General features: G+C 66.6%; 21 protein-coding genes. 9 read left to right on the top strand and 12 right to left on the bottom strand.

Features of this window, described 5'->3' with window-relative positions; translation table 11 throughout:
- The 11 genes from IM738_RS00865 to flhD form a co-directional block, all read right to left on the bottom strand.
- Positions 1 to 801 (bottom strand): hypothetical protein, encoded by an 801-nt coding sequence (locus tag IM738_RS00865; protein ID WP_236964018.1) that lies wholly within the window; start codon positions 799 to 801, stop codon positions 1 to 3.
- The gene (gene flhF / locus IM738_RS00860) at positions 794 to 2,293 is read right to left on the bottom strand and encodes a flagellar biosynthesis protein FlhF (protein ID WP_236964017.1); all 1,500 of its coding nucleotides are present in this window, start codon (positions 2,291 to 2,293) and stop codon (positions 794 to 796) included. The genes IM738_RS00865 and flhF overlap by 8 nt, the downstream gene beginning before the upstream one ends.
- Complete coding sequence (gene flhA / locus IM738_RS00855; RefSeq protein ID WP_236964016.1) at positions 2,290 to 4,371, bottom strand: flagellar biosynthesis protein FlhA; 2,082 nt, start codon at positions 4,369 to 4,371, stop codon at positions 2,290 to 2,292. Before flhA ends, flhF begins: the two co-directional genes overlap by 4 nt.
- Positions 4,372 to 5,523 (bottom strand): EscU/YscU/HrcU family type III secretion system export apparatus switch protein, encoded by a 1,152-nt coding sequence (locus tag IM738_RS00850; RefSeq protein ID WP_236964015.1) that lies wholly within the window; start codon positions 5,521 to 5,523, stop codon positions 4,372 to 4,374.
- Positions 5,524 to 5,728: 205 nt separating this feature from the next.
- Entirely contained in the window at positions 5,729 to 7,390 is a 1,662-nt protein-coding gene (locus IM738_RS00845) for a response regulator (protein ID WP_236964014.1), read from the bottom strand.
- Between the two features lie 98 nt (positions 7,391 to 7,488).
- Complete coding sequence (locus IM738_RS00840; RefSeq protein ID WP_236964013.1) at positions 7,489 to 8,109, bottom strand: protein phosphatase CheZ; 621 nt, start codon at positions 8,107 to 8,109, stop codon at positions 7,489 to 7,491.
- Positions 8,110 to 8,130: 21 nt separating this feature from the next.
- Positions 8,131 to 8,517 carry a chemotaxis response regulator CheY gene (cheY, locus tag IM738_RS00835; RefSeq protein WP_236964012.1) on the bottom strand — a complete coding sequence of 129 codons (387 nt, stop codon included), beginning with the start codon at positions 8,515 to 8,517 and terminating at the stop codon, positions 8,131 to 8,133.
- A gap of 32 nt (positions 8,518 to 8,549) precedes the next feature.
- Positions 8,550 to 9,647 carry a flagellar motor protein MotB gene (motB, locus tag IM738_RS00830; RefSeq protein WP_236964011.1) on the bottom strand — a complete coding sequence of 366 codons (1,098 nt, stop codon included), beginning with the start codon at positions 9,645 to 9,647 and terminating at the stop codon, positions 8,550 to 8,552.
- Between the two features lie 213 nt (positions 9,648 to 9,860).
- Entirely contained in the window at positions 9,861 to 10,721 is an 861-nt protein-coding gene (gene motA, locus IM738_RS00825) for a flagellar motor stator protein MotA (protein ID WP_236964010.1), read from the bottom strand.
- Between the two features lie 375 nt (positions 10,722 to 11,096).
- Positions 11,097 to 11,636, bottom strand: coding sequence for a flagellar transcriptional regulator FlhC (gene flhC, locus IM738_RS00820; protein WP_236964009.1), 540 nt, complete (start codon positions 11,634 to 11,636; stop codon positions 11,097 to 11,099).
- 136 nt (positions 11,637 to 11,772) lie between these two features.
- Complete coding sequence (gene flhD / locus IM738_RS00815; protein WP_236964008.1) at positions 11,773 to 12,111, bottom strand: flagellar transcriptional regulator FlhD; 339 nt, start codon at positions 12,109 to 12,111, stop codon at positions 11,773 to 11,775.
- Between the two features lie 520 nt (positions 12,112 to 12,631).
- Between flhD and IM738_RS00810 the strand changes: the two genes are divergently transcribed.
- The 4 genes from IM738_RS00810 (at position 12,632) to IM738_RS00795 (ending at position 15,834) form a co-directional block, all read left to right on the top strand.
- Entirely contained in the window at positions 12,632 to 13,456 is an 825-nt protein-coding gene (locus IM738_RS00810; RefSeq protein ID WP_236964007.1) for a flagellin N-terminal helical domain-containing protein, read from the top strand.
- 151 nt (positions 13,457 to 13,607) lie between these two features.
- Positions 13,608 to 15,023, top strand: coding sequence for a flagellar filament capping protein FliD (gene fliD, locus IM738_RS00805; protein ID WP_236964006.1), 1,416 nt, complete (start codon positions 13,608 to 13,610; stop codon positions 15,021 to 15,023).
- An 80-nt stretch (positions 15,024 to 15,103) separates the two neighbouring features.
- Positions 15,104 to 15,538: a flagellar export chaperone FliS gene (fliS, locus tag IM738_RS00800; RefSeq protein ID WP_236964005.1), complete on the top strand. Its 435-nt coding sequence runs from the start codon at positions 15,104 to 15,106 to the stop codon at positions 15,536 to 15,538.
- Between the two features lie 2 nt (positions 15,539 to 15,540).
- On the top strand, positions 15,541 to 15,834 hold the full coding sequence (locus IM738_RS00795; RefSeq protein WP_236964004.1) for a flagellar protein FliT: 294 nt from the start codon (positions 15,541 to 15,543) through the stop codon (positions 15,832 to 15,834).
- Between the two features lie 203 nt (positions 15,835 to 16,037).
- Here IM738_RS00795 and fliE read toward each other — a convergent pair whose 3' ends face one another.
- Positions 16,038 to 16,358 carry a flagellar hook-basal body complex protein FliE gene (fliE, locus tag IM738_RS00790; protein WP_236964003.1) on the bottom strand — a complete coding sequence of 107 codons (321 nt, stop codon included), beginning with the start codon at positions 16,356 to 16,358 and terminating at the stop codon, positions 16,038 to 16,040.
- A gap of 181 nt (positions 16,359 to 16,539) precedes the next feature.
- Here fliE and fliF point away from each other — a divergent pair, with 181 nt between their 5' ends.
- The 5 genes from fliF to fliJ all read left to right on the top strand — a co-directional run bounded on the left by fliF (position 16,540) and on the right by fliJ (position 22,150).
- Positions 16,540 to 18,204, top strand: coding sequence for a flagellar basal-body MS-ring/collar protein FliF (gene fliF, locus IM738_RS00785; RefSeq protein ID WP_236964002.1), 1,665 nt, complete (start codon positions 16,540 to 16,542; stop codon positions 18,202 to 18,204).
- 44 nt (positions 18,205 to 18,248) lie between these two features.
- The gene (gene fliG, locus IM738_RS00780) at positions 18,249 to 19,244 is read left to right on the top strand and encodes a flagellar motor switch protein FliG (RefSeq protein WP_236964001.1); all 996 of its coding nucleotides are present in this window, start codon (positions 18,249 to 18,251) and stop codon (positions 19,242 to 19,244) included.
- Positions 19,228 to 19,938 (top strand): FliH/SctL family protein, encoded by a 711-nt coding sequence (locus tag IM738_RS00775; protein ID WP_236964000.1) that lies wholly within the window; start codon positions 19,228 to 19,230, stop codon positions 19,936 to 19,938. The genes fliG and IM738_RS00775 overlap by 17 nt, the downstream gene beginning before the upstream one ends.
- A 141-nt stretch (positions 19,939 to 20,079) precedes the next feature.
- Positions 20,080 to 21,552, top strand: coding sequence for a flagellar protein export ATPase FliI (fliI, locus tag IM738_RS00770; protein WP_442908477.1), 1,473 nt, complete (start codon positions 20,080 to 20,082; stop codon positions 21,550 to 21,552).
- A 127-nt stretch (positions 21,553 to 21,679) separates the two neighbouring features.
- A complete protein-coding gene (gene fliJ, locus IM738_RS00765) occupies positions 21,680 to 22,150 on the top strand; it encodes a flagellar export protein FliJ (protein ID WP_236963999.1) in 471 nt (156 codons plus the stop codon).
- Positions 22,151 to 22,225: the final 75 nt, after the last annotated feature.

The following is a 22,225-nucleotide window of genomic DNA, read 5'->3' as shown; positions in this document are numbered from 1 at the left end:
TCAACTCCAGAGTGTGGGAAGCGCACCCGGGCGGGTGCGACCCAGGCCGGCGAAACGGGGGTCTCGCAGGCCATGAAAGGTGTCCAGGCGCACCGGACGGCCCAGCGCGCTCTCGAGCACGCACTGGCCCCAGACCGGCTCGGTCCAGGTCTCCACCTCCAGCTTGAGGTGGCGCTGCGCGCAGTCGGCCACGGTGTTCAGCACCTGCTGCAGCGGCGCCTCGGGGTCGTCGCTCTCCATCGGTGCGAGCACCGGGGTGGCGCCGGCCATGCTGAGCAGCTTGAGGGCGCCGTAGGCGTCGATGCTGCTCTGCGGTTGAGAGAGCACCGGCACCAGCACGCGCGCGGCCAGGCCGCTGAACAGCGGCGACAGCTCCTGCGGCGGGGCAAAGAGCAGCACCAGGCCGCCCGCGGCAAAGGGCGCGAGCAGGCGCGAGAGGGCCACCGTGCCGCCCGCGGTCCGCGCGGTCTGCTGCAGCGCCTTGAGCCCGAGCGCGCCCGGCATCACCAGCCACTCATGGCCTTCGGAGGGGCGGCACAGGCCGGAGATCGAGGGGTCGAGCAGCGCGTGCAGCAGGCCGGGTGGGCTGCCGTCTCCGGGGTGGCGCTCGGTGTTTTCGATGGCGGTGCCATCGATGATCACCGGCACCCGGCCCAGCGCCTTGAGGTGGACCGCCAGGGTGCACAGCATCTCGTAGGCGCGCGCCGGTTGCGCCGGGCTGGCCACCGGCATCATGGCCGGGCCGCCGCGCACCGGGTCGGCCCGAAGGCCGGCCGCCTGGTCGAAGCCCACCTCAAACATGGGCGCCTCCGAGCGGCAGGCCATGGGAGCCGGCCTGCGAGTAATAGAAGCCCATGTCGGTGGACAGGGGGTCGTAGGCCGACTTGCCGTCGGTGCCCAGCGACATGCGCACCAGCGCGGACGCGTCGGGGTTCTGCCAGTCTTCGGGCACGCGCTGGCCGTTGGCCACGCCGCGCAGCACCACCTGGTGGCGGATCAGCGCGTCCAGCGACGGGCCGAGCTTGACGGCTTCGTCGACCTTGGAGAGCACCACCCCGTGCAGGGAGCTGGCCTTGAACGCGGTCAGCACGTCGTCGATCGTGTCGCCGTGGGCGCCGGCGTTGAGCACCAGGCACTTCTTGACCTTGGGCATGTCCAGCACCTCCAGCATGTCCTGGATGCGCTGGTCGCGCTGGCCCAGGCCGGCGGTGTCGACGATGACCATGCGCTTGTTGGCCAGCAGGTTCAGCAGGTCGTGGAGCGCGGCGCGGTCGTGCGCCAGGTGGGCCACGACGCCGAGCATGCGGCCGTAGGCGCGCAGCTGTTCGTAGCCCGAGACGCGGTAGGTGTCGAGCGTGATCAGGCCGACGCTGCCGGCACCGAACTGTTGCACGCACTGGGCGGCCAGCTTGGCGGCGGTGGTGGTCTTGCCCACCCCGGTGGCGCCGATCAGCGAGATCACGCCGCCCTCGTCGCACAGGCCGGCGCCGGGCGTGGCCACCTTGAGGTTGCGGGTGAGCACGTCCATCATCCAGCGCACGGCCGCGGGGGCGCCGGCGTCGGTGGGCACGCGTTCGAGCACGGCACGCGCCATGGTGGGCGAGTAGCCGGCGCGGATCAGCTTGAGCATCAGGTTGGACTGGATCGGGCTCTGCTTGGACGACCCGAGCCAGGCCAGCGTGTTGAAGCGCTCCTCGATCATGTCCTTGAGCGCCGAGAGTTCCACCGCCATGCGGCCTTCGCCGTTGTCGGCAAGGCGCTGCGGCACCGGGTCCTGCTGCGCGGGCTGGGCGCGGGTGCGGATCGGCGGCGGCTCCGGCGCGTCGTTGAAGCGCTGCACGGGCACGGGCAGGGCGTGCTGGGCCCGGGGCGGCACCTGGATCGGGGCCGGGCGCGGTGCGGCGGCACGCGGCGCGGGCTGGGCTTGCGGCGATGCGGCAAGGTCTTCACCGGTCATCGCGGCGCGGCGCTTGCGCAGCATGCGCTCGCGCACGTACTCCTGGAACGACAGCGTGCTCATCGACATCTGCTCGGTGTCGCTCTCGACCGAGGCGTCCATCGTCGCCGGCATCTGGGCCGCGGCGCGGGTGCGGATGGGCTGCATGCGCTCGGCCGGGGGCGCCTTGGGCACCGAGGGGGCCACGTTGGCCAGGCTCTCTTCGGCCGCGGCCATCACCTCGAAGCCACCGTCGGTGGCGCGGCTGGAGAGGATGACGGCGGTGTCGCCAAAGGCCTGACGCGCGCGGGCCATGGCCTCGCGGGCGGTCGGGGCGGTGAATCGCTGGATGTTCATGCTGCTAACTCCCCAAGAATCGGGCCAATGCGGATGAGGTGGGTTTCAGGGATCTCGCTGTGGGCGAGCACCTGGAGACGGGGCGCGGCGCGGCGCAGGAGACGGGCCATGGCGTTGCGGATGGCGTCGGGGACCAGCAGGCAGGCGGGCACGCCCCGTTCTTCCTGCTTGTTGGCGATGTCGGTGGCCGACTTGCTGAGCATCTCGGCCACGTTGGGGTCGAGGGCGCCGGCAGCGGCGCCCGAGAGCGCCTGCATCAGCAGCCGCTCCAGGCCGGGTTCGATGGCGATCACTTCGAGCTCTTTGACCGAGCCGTAGATCTGCTGGACGATGGCCGGCGAGAGCGCCATGCGCACGCGGCGGGCCAGCTCGACCGGGTCGGTGGTGTGCGGGGCGTGTTCGGCCAGCGCCTCGATGATGGTGCGGATGTCGCGCACATGCACCGACTCTTCCAGCAGCAGCTGCAGCACTTTCTGGAACGAGGCGATGGAGATCATCTTGGGCACGACTTCTTCGATCAGTTTCGGGGCCAGGCGGGTCACGTGTTCGACCAGTTCCTGGGTCTCCGTCCGGCTCAGCAACTTGGCTGCCTGGACTTGCATCAAGTGTGAAAGATGCGTCGCCAGCACGGTCTCGGAATCAACCACCGTGAAACCCGCCATTTGCGCGTTTTCCCTTTGCTTGTCGTCGATCCAGTGCGCGGGCAGGCCGAACGCGGGATCGGTCGTGGGGGTGCCGATCAGGGGGGTGTTGATGCCACCCGGGTCGATGGCCAGGTACATGCCGGGGAACACTTCGCCCTCGCCCACCACGACGCCGCGCAGGGTGATGCGGTAGGCGCTGGGGCGCAGTTCGAGGTTGTCGCGCACGTGCACGGCCGGCGGCAGGAAGCCCACCTCCTGCGCGAATTTCTTGCGCACGCCCTTGATGCGGGTCAGCAGGTCGCCCGCGCGGGTCTTGTCGACCATGGCGATCAGGCGGTAGCCCAGCTCCAGGCCCAGCAGGTCGACCGGCTGCAGGTCGTCCCAGCTGGCCTCGCCGTCGTTGTTGACCACGGGGGCTTCGGGCGGCGGTGCGGGCTTGCCCTCTTCCTGCAGGCGCCACCAGGCGATGGCACCGGTCATGATGGCGAAGGCGAGGAACACGGTGTGCGGCATGCCGGGCACGATGCCCAGCAGGAACATCACGGCCGAGGTGATGCCCATGACCTTGGAGGACATGAACATCTGGCCCATGATCTGGCCGCCCAGGTCGGCGTCCTTGCCCACGCGCGAGACCACCATGGCCGCGGCCACCGAGATCAGCAGGCCGGGGATCTGCGCCACCAGCGCGTCGCCCACCGCGAGCAGGATGTAGCTGTCGGCGGCGGCGCCCGCGCTCAGGCCGTGCTGCACCATGCCGATGATGAAGCCGCCGATGATGTTGATGAACAGGATCAGGATGCCGGCGATGGCGTCGCCGCGCACGAACTTCGAGGCGCCGTCCATGGAACCGAAGAACTCGGCCTCCTCGCCCACCTCGGCGCGGCGGCGCTTGGCCTCCTTCTCGTCGATCAGGCCCGCGCCCAGGTCGGCGTCGATCGCCATCTGCTTGCCGGGCATGGCGTCCAGGGTGAAGCGGGCCGAGACCTCGGCGATGCGCTCCGAGCCCTTGGTGATCACCACGAAGTTGATCACCACCAGGATCGCGAACACGATGAAACCGACCGCGAAGTTGCCGCCGATCAGGAAGTGGCCGAAGGCCTCGATCACGGCGCCGGCCGCGCCCGGGCCGGTGTGGCCTTCCATCAGCACCACGCGGGTCGAGGCGACGTTGAGCGAGAGGCGCAGCAGCGTGGTCAGCAGCAGCACCGTGGGGAAGACCGAGAAGTCCAGCGGGCGGCGCATGTAGGCCGCCACCATCATCACCACCAGCGCGATCGCGATGTTGAGCGTGAAGAAGGTGTCGAGCACCCAGGGTGCCAGCGGCAGCACCATCATGGACAGCACCGTGATCACCAGCAGCGGCGCGGCCAGGCCCTGGGCCCAGGCGGCGTGGCGGCCGAAGAACTGCTGGAGAAATTTGAGTTGGGCGTTCATTTAGATGGCTCCACGAGCGGGCTTCCAGTGCGGGTCGAGTTCGGGCGGCACCTCGGGCGTGGGCACATCGCCGGGCATGGCGCCGCGGCCGGCCATCGCGGCCTTGAGCTGGTACACGTAGGCCAGCACCTGGGCCACGGCGGTGTAGAGCGCCGACGGGATTTCGTGGTCGATCTCGGCGTGGGCATACAGCGCGCGCGCCAGCATGGGCGACTGCAGCACCGGGATCTTGTGCTCCTTGGCGACGTCGCGGATCTTGAGCGCGATGAGGTCGGCGCCCTTGGCGATCACGCGCGGCGCGTTCATGGTGGCGTCGTCGTAGCGGATGGCCACGGCGTAGTGGGTGGGGTTCATCACCACCAGGTCGGCGCGTGGCACCGCACCCACGCTGATGCGCTGGGCCAGCTCGCGCTGGCGGCGGCGGCGCTGGCCCTTCATCTGCGGATCGCCTTCGCTTTCCTTGTGCTCGCGCTTGACCTCTTCCATCGACATCTTCAGGCGGTTGGCGTGCAGGAACTTCTGGACCGGGAAGTCGATGACCGCAAACAGCGTGATCACGACCAGCAGGAGGGTCACGCCCGTCTTCATCCAGACCCCGAGCTGCCCCAGCGAACCCTCGAGCGGCAACATCAGCAGGCCAGAAAACGCCTGGATGTGCGACGACAGGAAATTCCACCCCACCGTGCCGACGATGGCGGTCATGAACACCAGCTTGACGGTCTCGACCAGCTGCTGCTTGGAAAACAGGCGACCCAGACCGGCCAGCGGGCTGAGCCGTGTGAGATCGGGGGCGATGGGGTGGGTGCTCAGCGCCCAGCTGCCGGAAGCGAAGGACACGCCCAGGGCCAGCGCGATCGTCGCGACGCCCAGCGGCAGGTAGACCATCAGGCCGTGGCCAAAGCCGCCCGTCAGGCGTTCCATCATGAGCTGGGGTTGCAGCAGCGCGCGGTGGTCAAAGCGCAGCTGCGCGTTCAGCGCGTCCAGCATCAGGCCGAACCCCGTGGGCAGCAGCACCATCAGCAGCACCGCGCCCCCGCCCAGCACCGACAGGTTGGCCAGGTCCTTCGAGCGCGCGATCTGCCCCTGCTCGCGCGTCTTCTTCAGGCGCTGCGCGGTCGCCGGCAGGTTCTTGTCTTGTGCGGAAGAGGACATCGATCTGGCTCAAAAGGATTGAGTCAGATTGTGGAATTCAGGTCGAAAAACTAAAGCGCGATAAGGCGGTGAACCACCGCCTTATTCAAAAACACCGGATGGCGCAAAGTGGCCTCCAAACCGGTGGCGCCGGGCGGGTGGCCAGGGGACATGAAGAAACCCCAGGGCACCAAGGCCCGCGATTTGCGCTCGACGGGGCCGTGGGTCAGGTGGCGACGGTGGAGGTTTTGGTCACGGCGCCACCGGTGCGCAACATCAAACCGCCTGCCTGGCGTTTGGGCTCCCCCAGGGACACTTTGTTGGTGCTGGTGGCGAAACGGCCACGCAAGTCCTGCACCATGTCAATCAGGCTCTGGGCATCCGGAATCTTGGCCGTGTAGCGGTTGAGCACCAGGTAGGCGGTTTCGATCAGCTTGCCGTTGAGCGTGGCATTGCCATGGAAGATGAGGTTTTTGACGGCCGCTTTGGGGTCCCCCCCGATGCTCAGCGACATGGCGTGCTCGGTCAGCTTCAGTATCTGGGTCTGTGCGGAGCGTATGCGCTCGGCATACGGCTCATGCACGGCCGCAGACCCCGCCAGCAACTCGGTCAAGGCACGGCTGGTGCAAAACCGCATGCCCACCGTGTCCACCACCGCTTCCACTTCGTCCAGCTGAATCGCCTTGTTGGCCAGTTGAGCCATCAGGGCCATCAGGTTGGCGGCCGATTCGAAATCGAATTCGGGGGTCCTGACCGTCTTGATCATCGCGCGCACGGCATCCAGTGCCTGTGCAAACTGGTGCTGCTGGATCAGCGAAAGGGCTTCCACGATCGCGGCCAGGCGCCGGTGGCGCAGGCTGCCCGGATGCTTCTCCAGCAGGCGCGCGAAATCGTCACGGCACCGTTGCAGCCCTTTGCGGTCATCGTTCTCGAGCCGGGCGAAGGCCAGCAGCAGCAAGACCTGGCAGTCGAACATCTTCGAGTCCAGACCGATCCGCGCGGTTCGGTCCAGAATCTTTTCTGCCTCTTTGCGGTCCCCGGTGTAATAGGTCATCATGCCCAGGTTCTGCAGGCGGCTGATGGACGCCGGGGTGAGTTCGCTGGCCATTCTGTAAGTGAGCATGGCCTGGTCAAACTTGCCCAGATCGAATTGGGCCCGACCCATGACGTCATAGGCATCGGCGTAGCTGGGGTCTTCGCTGACCAGGTTTTCCAGTGTGTTGACGGCCATCGCAGTCTGGCCTGAGTCCAGCAGGGACCTCGCGACACCCAGCCTGGCCCAAGGCAGGGTTTTGGCCGCCACGATGGCTTCATAGAGCACCTGGGCTTCAACGGCCTTGCCAATGCGCAGCAGCAGCTCGGCCCCCACGCGTGCCGCATACAGCCAGAACAGGCCCCGGGCCTCAAACCGTTGCAGGCACAGGCTGGCCGCGCCTTCGAAGTCTTCCGCCTCGATGGCCGCAAAGATGTTGCCCAGGGAGATTTTGCGTATGCGAGCCTGTCGCAGGCGTTCGCCCAGTTGAGCGGCCTTGTGGGGCTTGAGCAGGTACCCGTCCAGCGCGGATTCGGCGGCCTCCGCCACTTTGGCGTAGGTGGCTTCCCCGGTCACCATGATGAATACGGTCGAAAAGGGCAGCAGCTGGTTGCGCCGCAGATCGTCCAGCAGGTCCTGCCCCGATGAGGCTTCGCCTGAAAAATGGTGTTCGCACAACACGACATCAAACGAGCGGTACTCCAGCTGACGGCGGGCATCGACCAGTCGCGTGCACTGCACCACCGTGCCCATCCCGAAATCACGCAACTGGGAGACCAGAATCGAGCGGGAAGTCGGGTTGCTGTCGATCACCAGGGCCTGCGAGGCAGACAGGTCGTCTGTGGAAAGCTCCATCAAAGTACCCCCCTCTGCTTGGCCGTATCGGGCATCGATCCTGCGCGGCTTCGTGGCGTTGTCAGGTGCTGATGCCGGGCACAGCCGATGGGCCAGGGCTAGAAGCCCAGGCTCGCCAGCAAATCATCCACCCCCGCCTGGTCGCTCACCACGTCGGCGCGGCCCTCGGGCGCCACCACCGGACCTTCCAGCGCCGTCCCCACGTAGGCGCGGTCCTGGCCGGGCTGGCCGGTCGGAGCGGACTGCAGCAGCAAACCGAGCAGCTGTTCTTCGATGGTGCCGGCGAGCTGCACCACGCGCGCGATCACCTGGCCGGTGAGGTCGTGGAAGTCCTGCGCCATCATGATGTCGGTCAGCCGGGCGTCGCTCCGTTCGCTCTGCTCGATCACGTCGCGTGACCATTGCAGCAGCTCGGGCATGGCCCTGGCCAGGCCGGGCACCCCGCCGATGGTGGCGGCCAGCTGGCGCCCACGTTCGGCGATGAGCGACTGCTCGCTCTTGGCGAGCTCGACGTGGTTGAGCACCTTCTCGGCGGCCTCGCCCGTCAGGCGCGCGATGTACGAGAGGCGGCTCTGTGCGTCAGGCAGCTGGTCCACCGAGCCCTTGAGCTTGTCGGTGTAGCCCAGCTCCTTGAGGGCGTCGTGCAACTGGCGCGTGATGGTGCCCAGTTGCTGGAACATTTCGGGATGGCCTGGGCTGTTGGGTGCGCTCGGTGTCATGTGTGGTGCTCCCGATGCGGCTCAAAGGCCCAGTTTCTTGAAGATGTTGGCGAGCTTCTCTTCCAGCGTGGCCTTGGTGAAAGGCTTGACGATGTAGCCGGCCGCACCGTTCTGCGCCGCCATCACGATGTCTTCCTTGCGGGCCTCGGCCGTGACCATCAGCACCGGCAGGTGCTTGAGCGCCTCGTCCTTCTTGATCTCGGCCAGCAACTGGAACCCGTTCATGTTGGGCATGTTGATGTCGCTGACCACGAAGTTGAAGGTGCCGTTCTTCAGCTTGTTCAGCGCGGCCACGCCGTCTTCGGCCTCGTCGGCATCGGCGTGGCCGATTTCCTTGAGCAGGTTGCGCACGATGCGGCGCATGGTGGAGAAGTCGTCAACGATCAGGAATTTCATCGGGGTGGACATGGTGGGTCTCCAGGCAGGAAACGATGGGGCGGTCAACGGGGTGGGGGAACACCGACCTCTTCACGGGGTTTCGGCACTTCGGCGAGTTTCTGAAGGTCGGGCAGGCCCAGCGGCCGGATGCGGACGGTCGGGAGCTCGACCGCAGCGGCCGGGGTTCCCGCCGGCAGCGGGGTCGGCCCGGCCGGCGTGGGGCTGGGCGTGGGCAGCGGCGTCTCGGGGGTGGGGCCGGCGGCGTCCGGGGGACGGGGCACGGACGATCCGTCGCCTTTGGGCTCCATGCGCTGCTCGGCCTCGCGCGTCATCACCAGGATGCTGATGCGCCGGTTCTGTGCAGCGGCGGGTGCCTGGGGGTCGAGCAGGCGGCTCGACGCCAGGCCCTCGACCCGCGCGAGCTTCTCGTCGGGCAGGCCACCCAGCACGAGCTCGCGCCGCGACGCGTTGGCCCGGTCGGACGACAGTTCCCAGTTGCTGTAGCCCCGGTCGCCGCTGCCATAGGGCGTGGCGTCGGTGTGGCCCGACAGCGTGATGCGGTTCTCCACCGTGCCGATGGCCGCACCGAGCTCGCGCAGGATGTCGCGCATGTAGGGTTTCACCAGCGCGCTGCCCACATCGAACATGGGCCGGTTCTGGTCATCGACGATCTGGATCTGCAGACCGTCGCCGGTCTGCTCCATGCGGATCTGCGAGCCGAACTCCTGCAGCGCGGGGTTGCTGGCGATCAGGTCGGTGATTTTTTTCTGCAGGGCGGCGATGCGCGCCGTGTCCTGGCGGGCCAGTTCGGCCCGGGCCATCTGCGTGCCGATGAGCTTTTCGGCGCGCGCGGCGTCACCGCCGTCCACCTGACCCACCGCCTTGCTGAGGTCGCGCCCGCCGCCGGTCAGGATGCTGTCGCTGTTGCCCGAGCCTTCGCCACCCATCATCGCCACCTTGAACGGCGCATTGAAGTAACTCGCGATGCCTTCGAGATCCCCCTTGGCGGTGGAACCGAGCAACCACATCAGCAGGAAGAAAGCCATCATGGCCGTCACGAAGTCGGCGTAGGCGATCTTCCAGGCCCCCCCGTGCGCCACGTGGCCGCCCTTCTTGATGCGCTTGATGATGATGGGCTGGAGTTTCTTTCCGTCAGCCACGGTTGGCTCCCCCCTGCGCCGCTGCGCGGCTTCCCCCCAAGGGGACGGCACTGGCGGCCCGGCAAAGCCGGTTCCGCGGTGCCCTGGAACAGGTCACGCGCTCCGGAGCGAGGCGCAACCCAGGGACAGCGAAGATCCGGCTTTGCCGGTCTAAGCTGTCGCCCCCCTTCCAGGGGGGAGCCGCGCAGCGGCGCAGGGGGTGGCTCGTCCTCCTCACTTTTTGCCTTTCACGTGGTCTTCCAGTTCAATGAAACTGGGTCGCACGTCGGAGAACAGCACCTTGCGGCCGAACTCGATGGCGGTGCTGGGTGCGTAGCCTTGCATCGAGGCCAGCAGCGTGGTCTTGATGCACAGGAACTCCTTGCCACTCTCTTCCATCTTCTGTTCCATCAGGCCGCCCATGGGTTCGACCACGCCATAGGCCAGCAGGATGCCGAGGAAGGTGCCGACCAGGGCCGAGCCGATCATGCCGCCGAGCACCGCCGGCGGCTGGCCCACCGAGCCCATGGTGTTCACCACGCCGAGCACGGCGGCCACGATGCCGAAAGCGGGCAGACCGCCCGCGAGACGGGCGATCGCGGCCACGGGGGCGTGCGCCTCCTGATGATGGGTCTCGATCTCGGCGTCCATGAGCGACTCGATCTCGTGCGCGTTGAGGTTGCCCGAGACCATCATGCGCAGGTAGTCGGTGATGAACTCGGTCACGTGGTGATCGCTGCCCACGGTCGGGTACTTCTTGAACAGCGGCGACTGGTCGGGGTTTTCCACGTCCTGCTCGATGGCCATCAGGCCTTCCTTGCGGGCTTTCTGCAGGATGTCGAACTGCAGGGCCAGCAGCTCCATGTAACGCGCCTTGGTGTACTTGCTGCCCTTGAAGCAGCCGGCCAGGCCCGCGAACGACGCCTTGACCACCTTCATCTGGTTGTTCATCACGAACGCGCCCATCGCGGCGCCCAGGATGGTGATCAGCTCGAACGGCAAGGCCTTGAGGATCACGCCGATGTTGCCGCCGTGCACGATGTAGACGCCGAAGATGCAGGCCATCGACACCAGGAAACCCACAATGACAAACATGCTCTTGACCTCTGTGTATGAGCCCACCCTGCGCCGCCTTCGGCGTCACCCCTCAAGGGGCGCCCTCTGCGGCCCGGCAAAGCCGGTTCCGCGAGGGTCTGGCCAGCGGCGCCACCGCGTCCGACCACAGGAAAGGCATCTGGAAACTGATCTATCTATCGGTCAACTTTAGGGGCGATTGAAGCCCCCCATGAACGCGAAAAGGACCCACGGAGGGGTCCTTTTCAAAGCTTGACAACAGGGAGAACAGTTGTGATGAGAGGGCTCCCCGGCGCGAAGTGCCCGAGCCCAGAACGCGGCGGAACCGGCTTCGCCGGGCCGCTCGCGTTGCCCCCTGGGGGGTGACGCCGCAGGCGGCGCGGGGGGATGGGGGGATCAGTGCAACCTCAAGCCGCCGCTGGCACTGCCCTTGCCGGCGCGTGCCGGTGGCTCGCACAGGCCGCAGACGAAGTTCTTGGCGTTCTCGTAGGGCTCGGTCACGAAGTTGCCGCCGCAGCAGGAGCACTTGGTCAGCGTGAGCATGCCGGTGTCCACGAACTTCACCAGGCGCCAGGCACGCGTCACCGACAGCAGGGGCTCGATCACGCTGGCCTGCATCTGCTCGGTGTAGAGGCGGAAGGCCTTGATCACCGTGTCGATCTCTTCGAGGTCGCTGGTCTTGGACAGGTACTCGTGGATGTTCAGGAACAGCGAGGCATGGATGTTCGGCTGCCAGGTCAGGAACCAGTCGGTGGAGAAAGGCAACTGGCCTTTGGACGGGCTCTTGCCCGCCACTTCCTTGTACAGGCGCAGCAGGCGCTCGTACGACAGGCTGGTTTCGTACTCCAGCACCTGCAGGCGCGCACCCAGCTGGATCAAAGCCACCGCGCGCTCGATGTCACGCGATTCGTTCAAGATGCTTTTCTGCGTGGCCATGATCTGACTCCGATACGAAAGAGAAAAACTGCAACGGGAGAAGTGCCTTCACCCAGGGCGCCGAGGAACCGGCTTCGCCGGGCCACCAGCGCCGCCCCCCGGGGGGTGACGCCGCAGGCGGCGCGGGGGGTGTCAATCAGTGAGCCGTGCTCATGGATTCCGCAAACTTCCCGGCCATCAGGATGGACGCGTGCAGCTGCGTGGTGGTGGTGTTGTCCACCTTCTTCACGTTGTGGCTGGTCAGCAGGTTCCACACCAGGTCGTCGTCCACGCGGAAGCGGCACAGCAACATGTTGCTCGACGCGATCTTCAGCAGCTGGGCCGTGGACAACATGCCCAGCAGGTCGGCCGCTTCTTCGGTGAGACCCAGGCGGTACAGGGCTTCGGCGCGGTCCCGACGGATCAGGTTCTGGGCCAGCATCAGGTAGGTCAGATTGGCTTCGCGGATTTCGGCCAAAAGTTGTTCGCTGTCCATGGGGTGCTCCTTGCGGTTCCGGGTCATCGATGCGGGCGGGGTGCTTACATCTGCTGACCGATGTGTGTAATTGTGTCGAGCGTAAAAATTTCTTGAATCGGCGAATGGCTGTTTGGCCTGTCAGGCGAGCACCGGCGCCTTGTCAGGCTTCTTCTTACATCGTTGGTATGCATTCCGGTCCCGCCCGTGCGGGCCTGCTCCCCGCCCGACGACCCGCGAAATGCGTCCTCAAGGTTTCGTGTCCCGCGCCGACTAAGGCAAGAACTGGGGCGCGCCTCCCACGTTATTCAAACCATTTCAATGTGTTGCAGGGCTAAAGAATATGGCGGGACCACCGAAATTGAACTCAACGAACTTCTAAAAAGGTTCGTCGTCCGGCAAAGCAAAGCGGCGAGACGGTCAGGGGTCCCAGGGCTCAACCGGCACGCCACCAGCATCCGGTCATGGCGGCCAGCCGACAGGCTGGCGTTGAGATTGGCAGCAATGCCGGATTAATTGTTCAATTTTTTAGGAGTTAACGATGAGCACCATCAACACCAACGTGCAGTCTCTGAATGCACAACGCAATTTGGCCCAGTCGGCCGGTTCCCTGTCCACCTCCATGCAGCGCCTGTCTTCGGGTCTGCGTGTGAACACCGCCAAGGACGACGCCGCCGGTCTGGCCATTGCCGAGCGCATGAACGCGCAGGTCAAGGGCATGAACGTGGCGATCCGCAACGCCAACGACGGCATCTCCCTGGCGCAGACCGCTGAAGGTGCACTGGGCAAGGTGGGTGACTCGCTGCAGCGCATGCGTGAACTCGCCGTGCAGTCGGCCAACGGTTCCAACTCCGATGCCGACCGCGCCAACCTCGACGAGGAATACCAGGAACTGGCACTGGAAGTGACCCGCGTGCTGGAAGGCACCAAGTTCAACGGCACCAACCTGCTGAACGCCTCCGCCGGTCTGTCCTTCCAGGTCGGCGCCGACAACGTGACCACCGACCAGATCGCGATCAACACGACCAACCTGACCGCCGGTTCGGGCATCACGGCCGTCGTGGCCGGTGGCGTGGGCACCCGCACCAACGCGCTGGCCGCCATGGACGACCTGGACGCCGCCATCGACGAAGTGACGACCGCCCGTGCGTCCTTCGGTGCCAAGCAGAACCGCTTCGACTCGGTGATCTCCAACCTGCAGGTGTCGTCCGAGAACCTCGCGGCTTCCCGCGGCCGGATCATGGACGCGGACTTCGCGGTGGAAACCTCGAACCTGTCGCGTGGCCAGATCCTGCAACAGGCCGGCACGGCGATGATCGCCCAGGCCAACCAGCTGCCCCAGGGCGTGCTGTCCCTGCTGCGTTGATTCACAACACCGATCCGTCACACCCCCGGGTGTGGCGGGACGGCGGCGGCGGCACCCCGGTGCCCCGCCGCGTTGTCTTTCGAGGCATGTACCCATCGCATGCAGCCCGCGTGCGATGGGTACATCCCGTCGTGGATGACAAGGAGCTCCCATGGCCAGCATCTCTTCACCAGGCATCGCCAGCGGCCTGGACATCCAGAGCATCGTCTCGCAGCTCGTCGCGCTGGAGAAGGCGCCCCTGACCCAGCTCAAGTCGCAGGCCACGTCCTTCCAGACCAGGCTCTCGACCATGGGCACCATCAAGTCGCAGGTGGCGGCGCTGGGCGATGCGACGGCCAAGCTGTCCAAGAACACCGGCTGGGACGCCGTCAAGGCCACCTCGTCCAACCCCTTGGCCATCGGCGTGACGGTCAAGGCCGGCGCGCCCGCCACCTCGATCACCATGGAGGTGCAGAACCTGGCCAAAGCCCAGTCCACCTCCTCCGCCGCCGTGCCCGCCGGCACCGCCATGGGCACGGGCAGCATGACCATCGAACTCGGCCAATGGAGCGGCAGCAGCTTTGCGGCCGGCAGCGGCACGCCGGTCACGATCGACATCGACGCGGGCGATGACACGCTGGCCAAGATCGCGGCCAAGATCAACGAGTCCGGCGCCGGCGTGAGCGCCACGGTGCTCAAGGACGCCTCGGGTGAACGCCTGCTGATGCGCTCGAAAGAGACCGGCGAAGAAAATGCCTTTCGCATCACGGTCGCCGACGACGACGGCCAGGACACGGACGCTGGCGGTCTCTCGCGCCTGGCCTTCAGCGTGGGCAACGCCAACGGCATGTCGCGTTCGCAAAACGCCGAGAACGCCCTGGCCACGATCAACAACGTGAGCATCAGCTCGGCCAGCAACACGCTCAGCGACACGCTGCCGGGCATGACGCTGCAGCTCAGCCAGGAAACCACGGGACCGGTGGAGATCGACGTCAGCAACGACACCGCGGCCATCAGCGCCAACGTCAAGGCCTTCGTCGACGCGTACAACACGCTCAACACCACGCTGGCCACGGCCACCCGCTACGACGAGGCCACCAAGACCGCCGGCCCGCTGCAAGGCGACTCCACCACGGTGGGCCTGCAGAACGCCCTGCGCGGCATGATGCGATCCGTTTCCAGCAGCACGCCCTACAGCCGCCTGTCCGACGTCGGCATCGAGCTGAAATCCGGTGGCAAGCTGGAGATCGACGCGACGAAGATGGGCGCGGCACTGGACAACCTCGACGACCTCAAGGCCCTGTTCACCACCACCGGCAGCGACCCCACGGCGGTCGGCTTCGGATGGAAGATCAAGACCTTTGCGGAAGGCCTGATCGACTCCGATGGCACGGTGACCAACAAGACCGACGCCCTCCAGGCCTCGATCAAACGCAACACCCTGGATCAGGAGCGCGTCAACGACAAAGCCGCGCGCTCCGAGAAGCGCCTGCTGGCCCAATACAACGCCATGGACGCCTCCGTGGGCAAGCTCAACAGCCTGAGCGCCTTCGTCAGCCAGCAGATTTCGATGTGGAACAAAGGCTGACGCAAATGAACACGTCAAGTACTACAGTCCCGGGCGCCGATGCCGATAAAAAAAAGCATCAGCAACAAGGAATTGACACCATGTTCACCTCGGTCCACTCCCGCGCCGCCTCCGCCTACAAACGCGTTGCCGTCGAAACCAGCGTGCAAAGCGCCGACCCCCACACCCTGGTGGGTTTGCTCTACGACGCGCTGCTGCAGTCGATCGCCGAAGCCCGCGGCGCCATGAGCCGCGGCGACACGGTGGCCAAGGGCGCGTCCCTCGGCAAGGCCGTGCGCATCCTGGAAGAAGGTCTCAAGGCGGGTCTGAACCTGCGTGAAGGCGGGGACATCGCCGCCAACCTGCGCCAGCTCTACAGCTACAGCACGCTGCGCCTGACGCAGGCCAACCTGCGCAACGACGAAAAAGCACTGGAAGAGGTGGCGCGGCTGATCGAGCCCGTGGCCGACTCCTGGAAGCAGATCAAGGGCCAGCGGCCCGCCCACCTTCAGCCCGTCCTGGGCCAGGGAGCCTGACCATGGAGCACAGTTTGCTGGACTACTACAAAGCCATCGAGAACGCGAGCCAGAAAATGCTGGAAGCGGCCCAGACCGAAAACTGGGACCAGATCGTCCACCTCGAAGGCACCTGTGCCGTGCTCATCGCCCAGCTGCGCCACAAGTCGCGCAGCGTGGCGCTGGCCCCCGACGAGCGCAAGGAAAAGACCCGCATCATGCACCGCATCCTGCGCGCCGACGCCGAGATCCGCGTGCTCGCAGAACCCTGGCTCAGCGATCTAGAGCAATTGATGGACGCCAAGTCAGTCCATTGACATGCTCCCCCCGCGCCGCCTGCGGCGTCACCCCCAGGGGGCGGCACTGGCGGCCCGGCAAAGCCGGGTCCGCGGTGCCCTGGGATCAACTTCCCCTCCGGCGCGAAATGTCTTCATCTCAGGATGCGGCGGAACCGGCTCCGCCGGGCCGCTCGCATCGCCCCCTGGGGGGTGACGCGCCCTTGGGCGCGGCGCGGGGGGAGTCAAACAGACATGTTCATGATGTCCGTGTAAGCCTGAACCATGCGGTTGCGCACATGCAAGGTGGCCTGGAAACCGATCTGCGACTTCTGCATCGCGAGCATGGTTTCTTCCAGGCTGACGTTGGGATTGCCTTTCTGGACCTCGTTCTGAAGGCGCGAGGCGTCGTTCTGGGCCTTGCTGACCGAGTCCAGCGCGCTCTTGAAGTTGTCGGCAAAACCACCGCCCACGCCCCCCACCGCGCCCGAGGCGGGTCGTTTCATCGCGGTCTGGCCCACGCCGGTCAGGGCCTGGCTGGGCAGGGCATTGATTCGCAGGTCCATGGCGGCTTCCTTCACAAAAGTACAGGCTTTGATGCTAGTGAAGCGCCCGCCGCGGCGCACCGGGAATAAGGGGTCAAACGCCGGCCTTTTCATCGCTATGCGCGAAGGGCCGGGGCCGAATAATCGGTCGCAACGGGGGTGATGCCCCCTTTGCCGAACCACCACCGAGCCCTTTCCCGCCATGAGCAACACCGTCGCCGAACTGGACATGCAGCCCGTGAGCCGCAACGCCCTGAGCGCCGGCCTGTCGGGCATGGAGAAAGCCCAGAAGATCAAGCTCGGCCTGGGTGCCTTCGGCCTGCTGGTGATCGCGATCGCGCTGTTTTTCATGGGGCAGCAGCCCGACTGGAAGGTGCTCTACGCCAACCTGAACGACAAGGACGGCGGCGCCATCATCGCGCAGCTCACCACGATGAACGTGCCCTACAAGTACACAGAGGGTGGCGGCGCGATCATGGTGCCCAGCGACAAGGTGCACGACACGCGCCTGCGCCTGGCCTCCCAGGGCCTGCCCAAGGGCTCGGTCAACGGCTTCGAGCTGATGGAAGCCAACCGCTTCGGCATGACCCAGTTCCAGGAGCGCCTGACCTTCCAGCGCGGCCTCGAAGGCGAACTGACCCGCTCGATCCAGTCGCTCTCGTCGGTGCAGGCCGCGCGCATCCACCTCGCGCTGCCCAACCAGAACGGCTTCTTCCGCGAACAGCAGAAACCCAGCGCCTCGGTGCTGCTCACGCTGCACCCCGGCCGCACCCTGGACAAGGCGCAGGTCGCCGGCATCGTGCACCTGGTGGCGTCCAGCGTGCCCGAGATGAACCCCAAGGCCGTGAGCATCGTGGACGACGCCGGCAACCTGCTGTCGGCCACGCCCGAGGGCCAGGCCCAGGGCGCCGACACGCAGAAGCTGCAGTACGTGCAGCAGATGGAGCAGCTCTACACCCGCCGCATCCTCGACATGATCGAGCCGCTCGTGGGCGTGGGCAACGTGAAGGCCCAGGTCAGCGCCGACGTCGACTTTTCGCTGGTGGAGTCCACCTCCGAGCAGCACAAACCCAACCAGGGCGCCGAGCCCGGCACGGTGCGCAGCCAGCAGCTGATCGAAGACGGCTCACCCGCCGTCGCGCAGCCCGCGGGCGTGCCCGGCGCCACCACCAACCAGCCGCCCGCCACCGGCACCGCGCCCATCAACGGCGCCGCCGCCCCGCTGGGCGTGGCCGGCAACGGCGACAAGAGCGGCACGACGCGCAAGGAATCGGTCATCAACTACGAGATCGACAAGACGGTCAAGGTGGTGCGCGAGGCCAGCGGCACGGTGCGACGCCTGACCGCCGCCGTGGTGGTGAACCACCGCAGCATCACCGACAAGACGGGCAAGGCCATCACCAGCGCGATCCCGCCCGAGCAGCTGGAGCAGATGACCGCCCTGGTGCGCGAGACCATCGGCTTCAACAAGGAACGGGGTGACTCGGTCAACGTGGTCAACGCGGTGTTCAACATCGCCAAGCCGGTCGAAGAGGTGCCACAGGCCTGGTGGAAGAACCCGGACAACATGGAGCTGGCGCGCAGCATGGCCTGGCCGGTCGGCATGCTGGGCATGGCGCTGCTGGTGCTGATGGGTCTGGTGCGCCCGGGCCTGAAGATGATGCGGGCACCGGCGCTGCCGAAACCCGAGAGCAACGCCAAACCGCCCCAGCTCAATGCCGTGCTCAACGAGGCACCCGAGCGCCCGGGCCTGCCGATGCCTGCCGAGAACCAGCGCCTGGCCGACGCGAAACGCCTGGCCCTGGAAAACCCGATGGCCGTGGCCAACATCGTCAAGAGCTGGGTCAACGGGGAAGCCCCGGCATGACCATGACCACCCGCTCGAACGGCGCCAGCTAAGGAAACACGATCATGGAAGACCAGGGAATCCAGGACGCCGCGATCTTTCTCATGTCACTGGGTGAAGAGGAAGCGGCCGAGGTGTTCAAGCACCTGAGCCCCAAGGAAGTGCAGAAGCTGGGCGAGGCCATCGCCAAAACCCGGGCCGTGTCCCACGAACGGGTCGAACAGGTGATCCAGAAATTCACCTCCGTGGCCTCCTCGCAGAGCCTGCTGGTGTCCGACACCGACAACTACGTGCGCGCGGTGCTCAGGCGCGCCCTCGGCGACGACAAGGCCTCGCTGCTGATCGACCGCATCCTGCAGGGCGGCGATGTCTCGGGCATTGAAAGCCTGAAGTGGATGGACCCCCTGTCCATCGCGGAACTGCTGCGCAACGAGCACCCGCAGATCGTCGCGGCGATCATGGTGCACCTCGAATCGGACCAGACCGCCGACGTGTTGAAGAACTTCACCGAACGCACCCGCAACGAGGTGATGCTGCGCATCGCCACGCTCGAAGGCATCCAGCCCACCGCGCTGAAGGACCTCAACGAGGTGCTCTTCAAGGTGCTGGCCGGCGGCGACAAGATCCGCAAGACCTCGATGGGCGGCGTGAAGACCGCGGCCGACATCATCAACATGATGGGCACGCAGATCGAAAATTCCGTGATCGAGTCGATCCGGGTCTTCGACGCCGACCTGGCGCAGAAGATCATGGACAAGATGTTCACCTTCGAGGATCTGCTCAAGCTCGACGGCAAGTCGATCCAGATGGTGCTCAAGGAGGTGCCGACCGAGTCGCTCGTGATTGCCCTCAAGGGCGCGACCTCGGACCTGCGCGAACTGATCCTTTCCAACATGTCCACACGCGCTGCCGAGAACCTGCGCGACGACCTCGAATCGCGCGGGCCGGTGCGGCTGTCCGAAGTGGAAACCCAGCAGAAGGAGATCCTGAAGATCGTCCGGCGCCTGTCGGACGAGGGCCAGATCGTGATCGGAGGAGGCGACGATGAAGGCTTCGTCTAAACCCAACCCGCACACCCGTTTCATTCCGCGGGAGGAAATCGACGGTTGCTCCGCCTGGCGCTTCAATTCGATGGACGGCAGCGACCAGATCCGGGTCGCCGCTCCGATGGAGGCAGAGCCGGAGGTCGACCCGGCGCAGGAGCAGGCGCTGCAAGAACTCCGCCAGCAGGCCTACGCCGAAGGCTTCAACCACGGTCACGACGCCGGCAGCCAGGAAACGCGCGACGCGCTGGAAGCCACGGTGCACCGCAGCGCCGAAGAGACCGCGGTGCGCATGGGCCAGCTGCTGCACAGCATGACCGACCAGGTCATCGCCAGCGAACAGAAGATCGCACGCCAGGTGCTCGAACTGGCCTGCGACATCGCACGCCAGGTGATCCGCCAGGAACTGCAGGCCAACACGGGGCACCTGCGCGCGGTGATCGGCGAATCGCTGGAGCTCATCGTCGAAGACGGGCTGCCCGCCACGGTGCGCATGCACCCGGACGACCTCTCGCTGATGAAGGGCGCCCTGCTGGAGACCCTGGGCGAGAACGCACCCGACTTCGTGGCCGACACGTCCATCACACCGGGGGGCTGCATGATCCAGTCGCCCAGCACCACCGTGGACGGCACGATCGAAAAACGCTGGTCGCGCGCGATCGGCAACCTGGGCATGAGCGCAGAGTGGCAACCGAAAGACGCCGATGTCTGATCAGAAGTCACCCCCGCCGCGCTGCGCGCGACCCCCTCAAGGGGGCAACGCGGTGCGGCCCGGCGAAGCCGGTTCCGCCGCGTTCTGGGTGGAACATCGCTCGCCGGACACGGCGGGTTCCTTGTGCGCGAGGTCGTTGACATGACCGACAGCACACTGGGCACTGAGGGCCGCTGGGACCACTTCATGGACGACCTGCGCACCAACGCCAACGTCCACACCCCGATGGAGGTGCGCGGCACGCTCACGCGCCTGGCCGGGCTGGTGCTCGAAGCCGTGGGCCTGAGGGTGCCGGTGGGTTCGCAGTGCCTGATCGCCAACGGCGCCAAGGAGCCGGTGCTCGCCGAGGTCGTGGGCTTCTCCAGCGACCGCGCCTTCCTCATGCCCGCCGGCGACACCCACGGCCTGGCCAGCGGCGCCAGCGTGACGCCGCTGCCGCCCTACCGCCCGGTGCCGCGCCTGGGCCAGGTGAACAAGCCGCCCTCCCCGGGCGACCGCGGCCTGCTGCGCCTGCCGCTGGGCCGGGGCCTGCTGGGCCGCGTGGTCGATTCCCATGGCCACCCGATGGACCACCAGGGGCCGATCACCAACGTGGACATCGAGCCCATGGACCGCGCCCCGCTCAATGCGATGGACCGCGACCCGGTGCGCGAGCCGCTGGACACCGGCGTGCGCGCGATCAACGCCCTGCTCACCGTGGGCCGGGGCCAGCGCATCGGCCTGTTCGCCGGCTCCGGCGTCGGCAAGTCGGTGCTGCTGGGCATGATGGCGCGCTACACCAAGGCCGACGTGATCGTGGTCGGCCTGATCGGCGAACGCGGCCGTGAGGTGAAAGAGTTCATCGAAGACATCCTCGGCGACGAGGGCCGCAAGCGCTCGGTCGTCGTGGCCGCGCCGGCCGACTCGCCGCCGCTGGTGCGCATGCAGGGCGCGGCCTACGCCACCGCGATCGCCGAGCGCTTCCGCGACGACGGGCTGCACGTGCTGCTGCTCATGGACTCGCTCACGCGCTACGCCATGGCGCAGCGCGAGATCGCACTCGCCATCGGCGAGCCGCCCGCCACCAAGGGCTACCCGCCGAGCTGTTTCGCCAAGCTGCCGCAGCTGGTGGAGCGCAGCGGCAACGGGCTGAACGGCAAGGGCTCGATCACCGCCTTCTACACCGTGCTCAGCGAGGGCGACGACCAGCAGGACCCGATCGCCGACGCGGCGCGCGCGATTCTCGACGGCCACATCGTGCTCTCGCGCGCGCTCGCCGAGTCGGGCCACTACCCCGCCATCGACGTCGAGGCCTCGGCCTCGCGCGTGATGCACAACGTGGCCGGTGCCGTGCACCTGGAGCTGGCTCGCAAGTTCCGCAACAACTACTCGCGCTACATGAAGAGCCGCGACCTGATCCAGCTCGGCGCCTACGCCGCCGGCAGCGACCCCGAGACCGACCGCGCCATCGTGCTCTACCCCGGTCTGCAGCGTTTCCTGATGCAGGACATGCACGAGGCCGCCACGATGGACGCCAGCCTGAAACAGCTCGCCACGGCGCTGCAGGAAGACAAAGGGGGCAAGGACCCGAAGCAGCGCCAGACCCGCCCCCTCCACAACCCGTATGAGGCATGACCCACCCCCGTTGCTTGCTCGCTGCGCGTAGCCGCATCCCCCCTCAAGGGGGCAACACCAGCGGCCCGGCAAAGCCGGTTCCGCGGTGTTTCGCGGTTGGGACCTTTCACACTTCGGAGCCACAAAAATGAGCAACATGCAGACCTTGCACAAGGTGGTGGAACTGGCGACGCGGCGGCGCGATGACGCGCTGACCGTGCTGGGACAGGCCAAGCGGGAACTGCACATGGCGCAGGAGCAGCTGACCCAGCTCAAGACCTACGCCGACGAGGCCCACCAGCGCTGGGCCACGCGCAGCAGCACCAGCGGTGTCGACGCGGCCCTGCTGCACCACCACCGCCAGTTCATGCAGAAGATCGAACACGCCGTGGACTTCCAGCTGGCCGTGCAGCGCAACCGCGAAGACTCGGTGGAACGCGCCCAGGCCCAGGTCTATGCCGCCGAGCGCGACGTGGCGGGTCTGCGCAAGTACGCCGACCGCAAGCAGCAGGCCATCGACCACCGGACCCTGCGCCAGGAACAGAAGGCCACCGACGAAATGGCCCTCACCATCCACCTGCGCCAGAGCCTGGCCCACGCACAGGGGTTGCGGTCATGAGCGCAGCGCCGGGCCGTTCCCAAGCCAGCGCGCACCGCAGCCCGCAGGGTGGAGGTACTCCCATTGTTTCAGCGC

This window comes from Hydrogenophaga sp. SL48, assembly GCF_021729865.1.
Lineage (GTDB): Bacteria > Pseudomonadota > Gammaproteobacteria > Burkholderiales > Burkholderiaceae_C > Hydrogenophaga.
This window is presented reverse-complemented; position numbering and strand designations above follow the sequence as displayed.

Coding starts and splice junctions, on each gene's coding strand:
- IM738_RS00775 (WP_236964000.1), top strand. CDS start 19,228: ATGAAGGCTTCGTCTAAACCCAACCCGCACACCCGTTTCATTCCGCGG.
- fliF (WP_236964002.1), top strand. CDS start 16,540: ATGAGCAACACCGTCGCCGAACTGGACATGCAGCCCGTGAGCCGCAAC.
- fliS (WP_236964005.1), top strand. CDS start 15,104: ATGTTCACCTCGGTCCACTCCCGCGCCGCCTCCGCCTACAAACGCGTT.
- IM738_RS00840 (WP_236964013.1), bottom strand. CDS start 8,109: ATGACACCGAGCGCACCCAACAGCCCAGGCCATCCCGAAATGTTCCAG.
- fliJ (WP_236963999.1), top strand. CDS start 21,680: ATGAGCAACATGCAGACCTTGCACAAGGTGGTGGAACTGGCGACGCGG.
- IM738_RS00810 (WP_236964007.1), top strand. CDS start 12,632: ATGAGCACCATCAACACCAACGTGCAGTCTCTGAATGCACAACGCAAT.
- fliE (WP_236964003.1), bottom strand. CDS start 16,358: ATGGACCTGCGAATCAATGCCCTGCCCAGCCAGGCCCTGACCGGCGTG.
- fliG (WP_236964001.1), top strand. CDS start 18,249: ATGGAAGACCAGGGAATCCAGGACGCCGCGATCTTTCTCATGTCACTG.
- IM738_RS00865 (WP_236964018.1), bottom strand. CDS start 801: ATGTTTGAGGTGGGCTTCGACCAGGCGGCCGGCCTTCGGGCCGACCCG.
- motA (WP_236964010.1), bottom strand. CDS start 10,721: ATGTTTGTCATTGTGGGTTTCCTGGTGTCGATGGCCTGCATCTTCGGC.
- fliD (WP_236964006.1), top strand. CDS start 13,608: ATGGCCAGCATCTCTTCACCAGGCATCGCCAGCGGCCTGGACATCCAG.
- flhF (WP_236964017.1), bottom strand. CDS start 2,293: ATGAACATCCAGCGATTCACCGCCCCGACCGCCCGCGAGGCCATGGCC.
- flhC (WP_236964009.1), bottom strand. CDS start 11,636: ATGGCCACGCAGAAAAGCATCTTGAACGAATCGCGTGACATCGAGCGC.
- IM738_RS00850 (WP_236964015.1), bottom strand. CDS start 5,523: ATGTCCTCTTCCGCACAAGACAAGAACCTGCCGGCGACCGCGCAGCGC.
- fliI (WP_442908477.1), top strand. CDS start 20,080: ATGACCGACAGCACACTGGGCACTGAGGGCCGCTGGGACCACTTCATG.
- cheY (WP_236964012.1), bottom strand. CDS start 8,517: ATGTCCACCCCGATGAAATTCCTGATCGTTGACGACTTCTCCACCATG.
- flhD (WP_236964008.1), bottom strand. CDS start 12,111: ATGGACAGCGAACAACTTTTGGCCGAAATCCGCGAAGCCAATCTGACC.
- flhA (WP_236964016.1), bottom strand. CDS start 4,371: ATGAACGCCCAACTCAAATTTCTCCAGCAGTTCTTCGGCCGCCACGCC.
- IM738_RS00845 (WP_236964014.1), bottom strand. CDS start 7,390: ATGGAGCTTTCCACAGACGACCTGTCTGCCTCGCAGGCCCTGGTGATC.
- IM738_RS00795 (WP_236964004.1), top strand. CDS start 15,541: ATGGAGCACAGTTTGCTGGACTACTACAAAGCCATCGAGAACGCGAGC.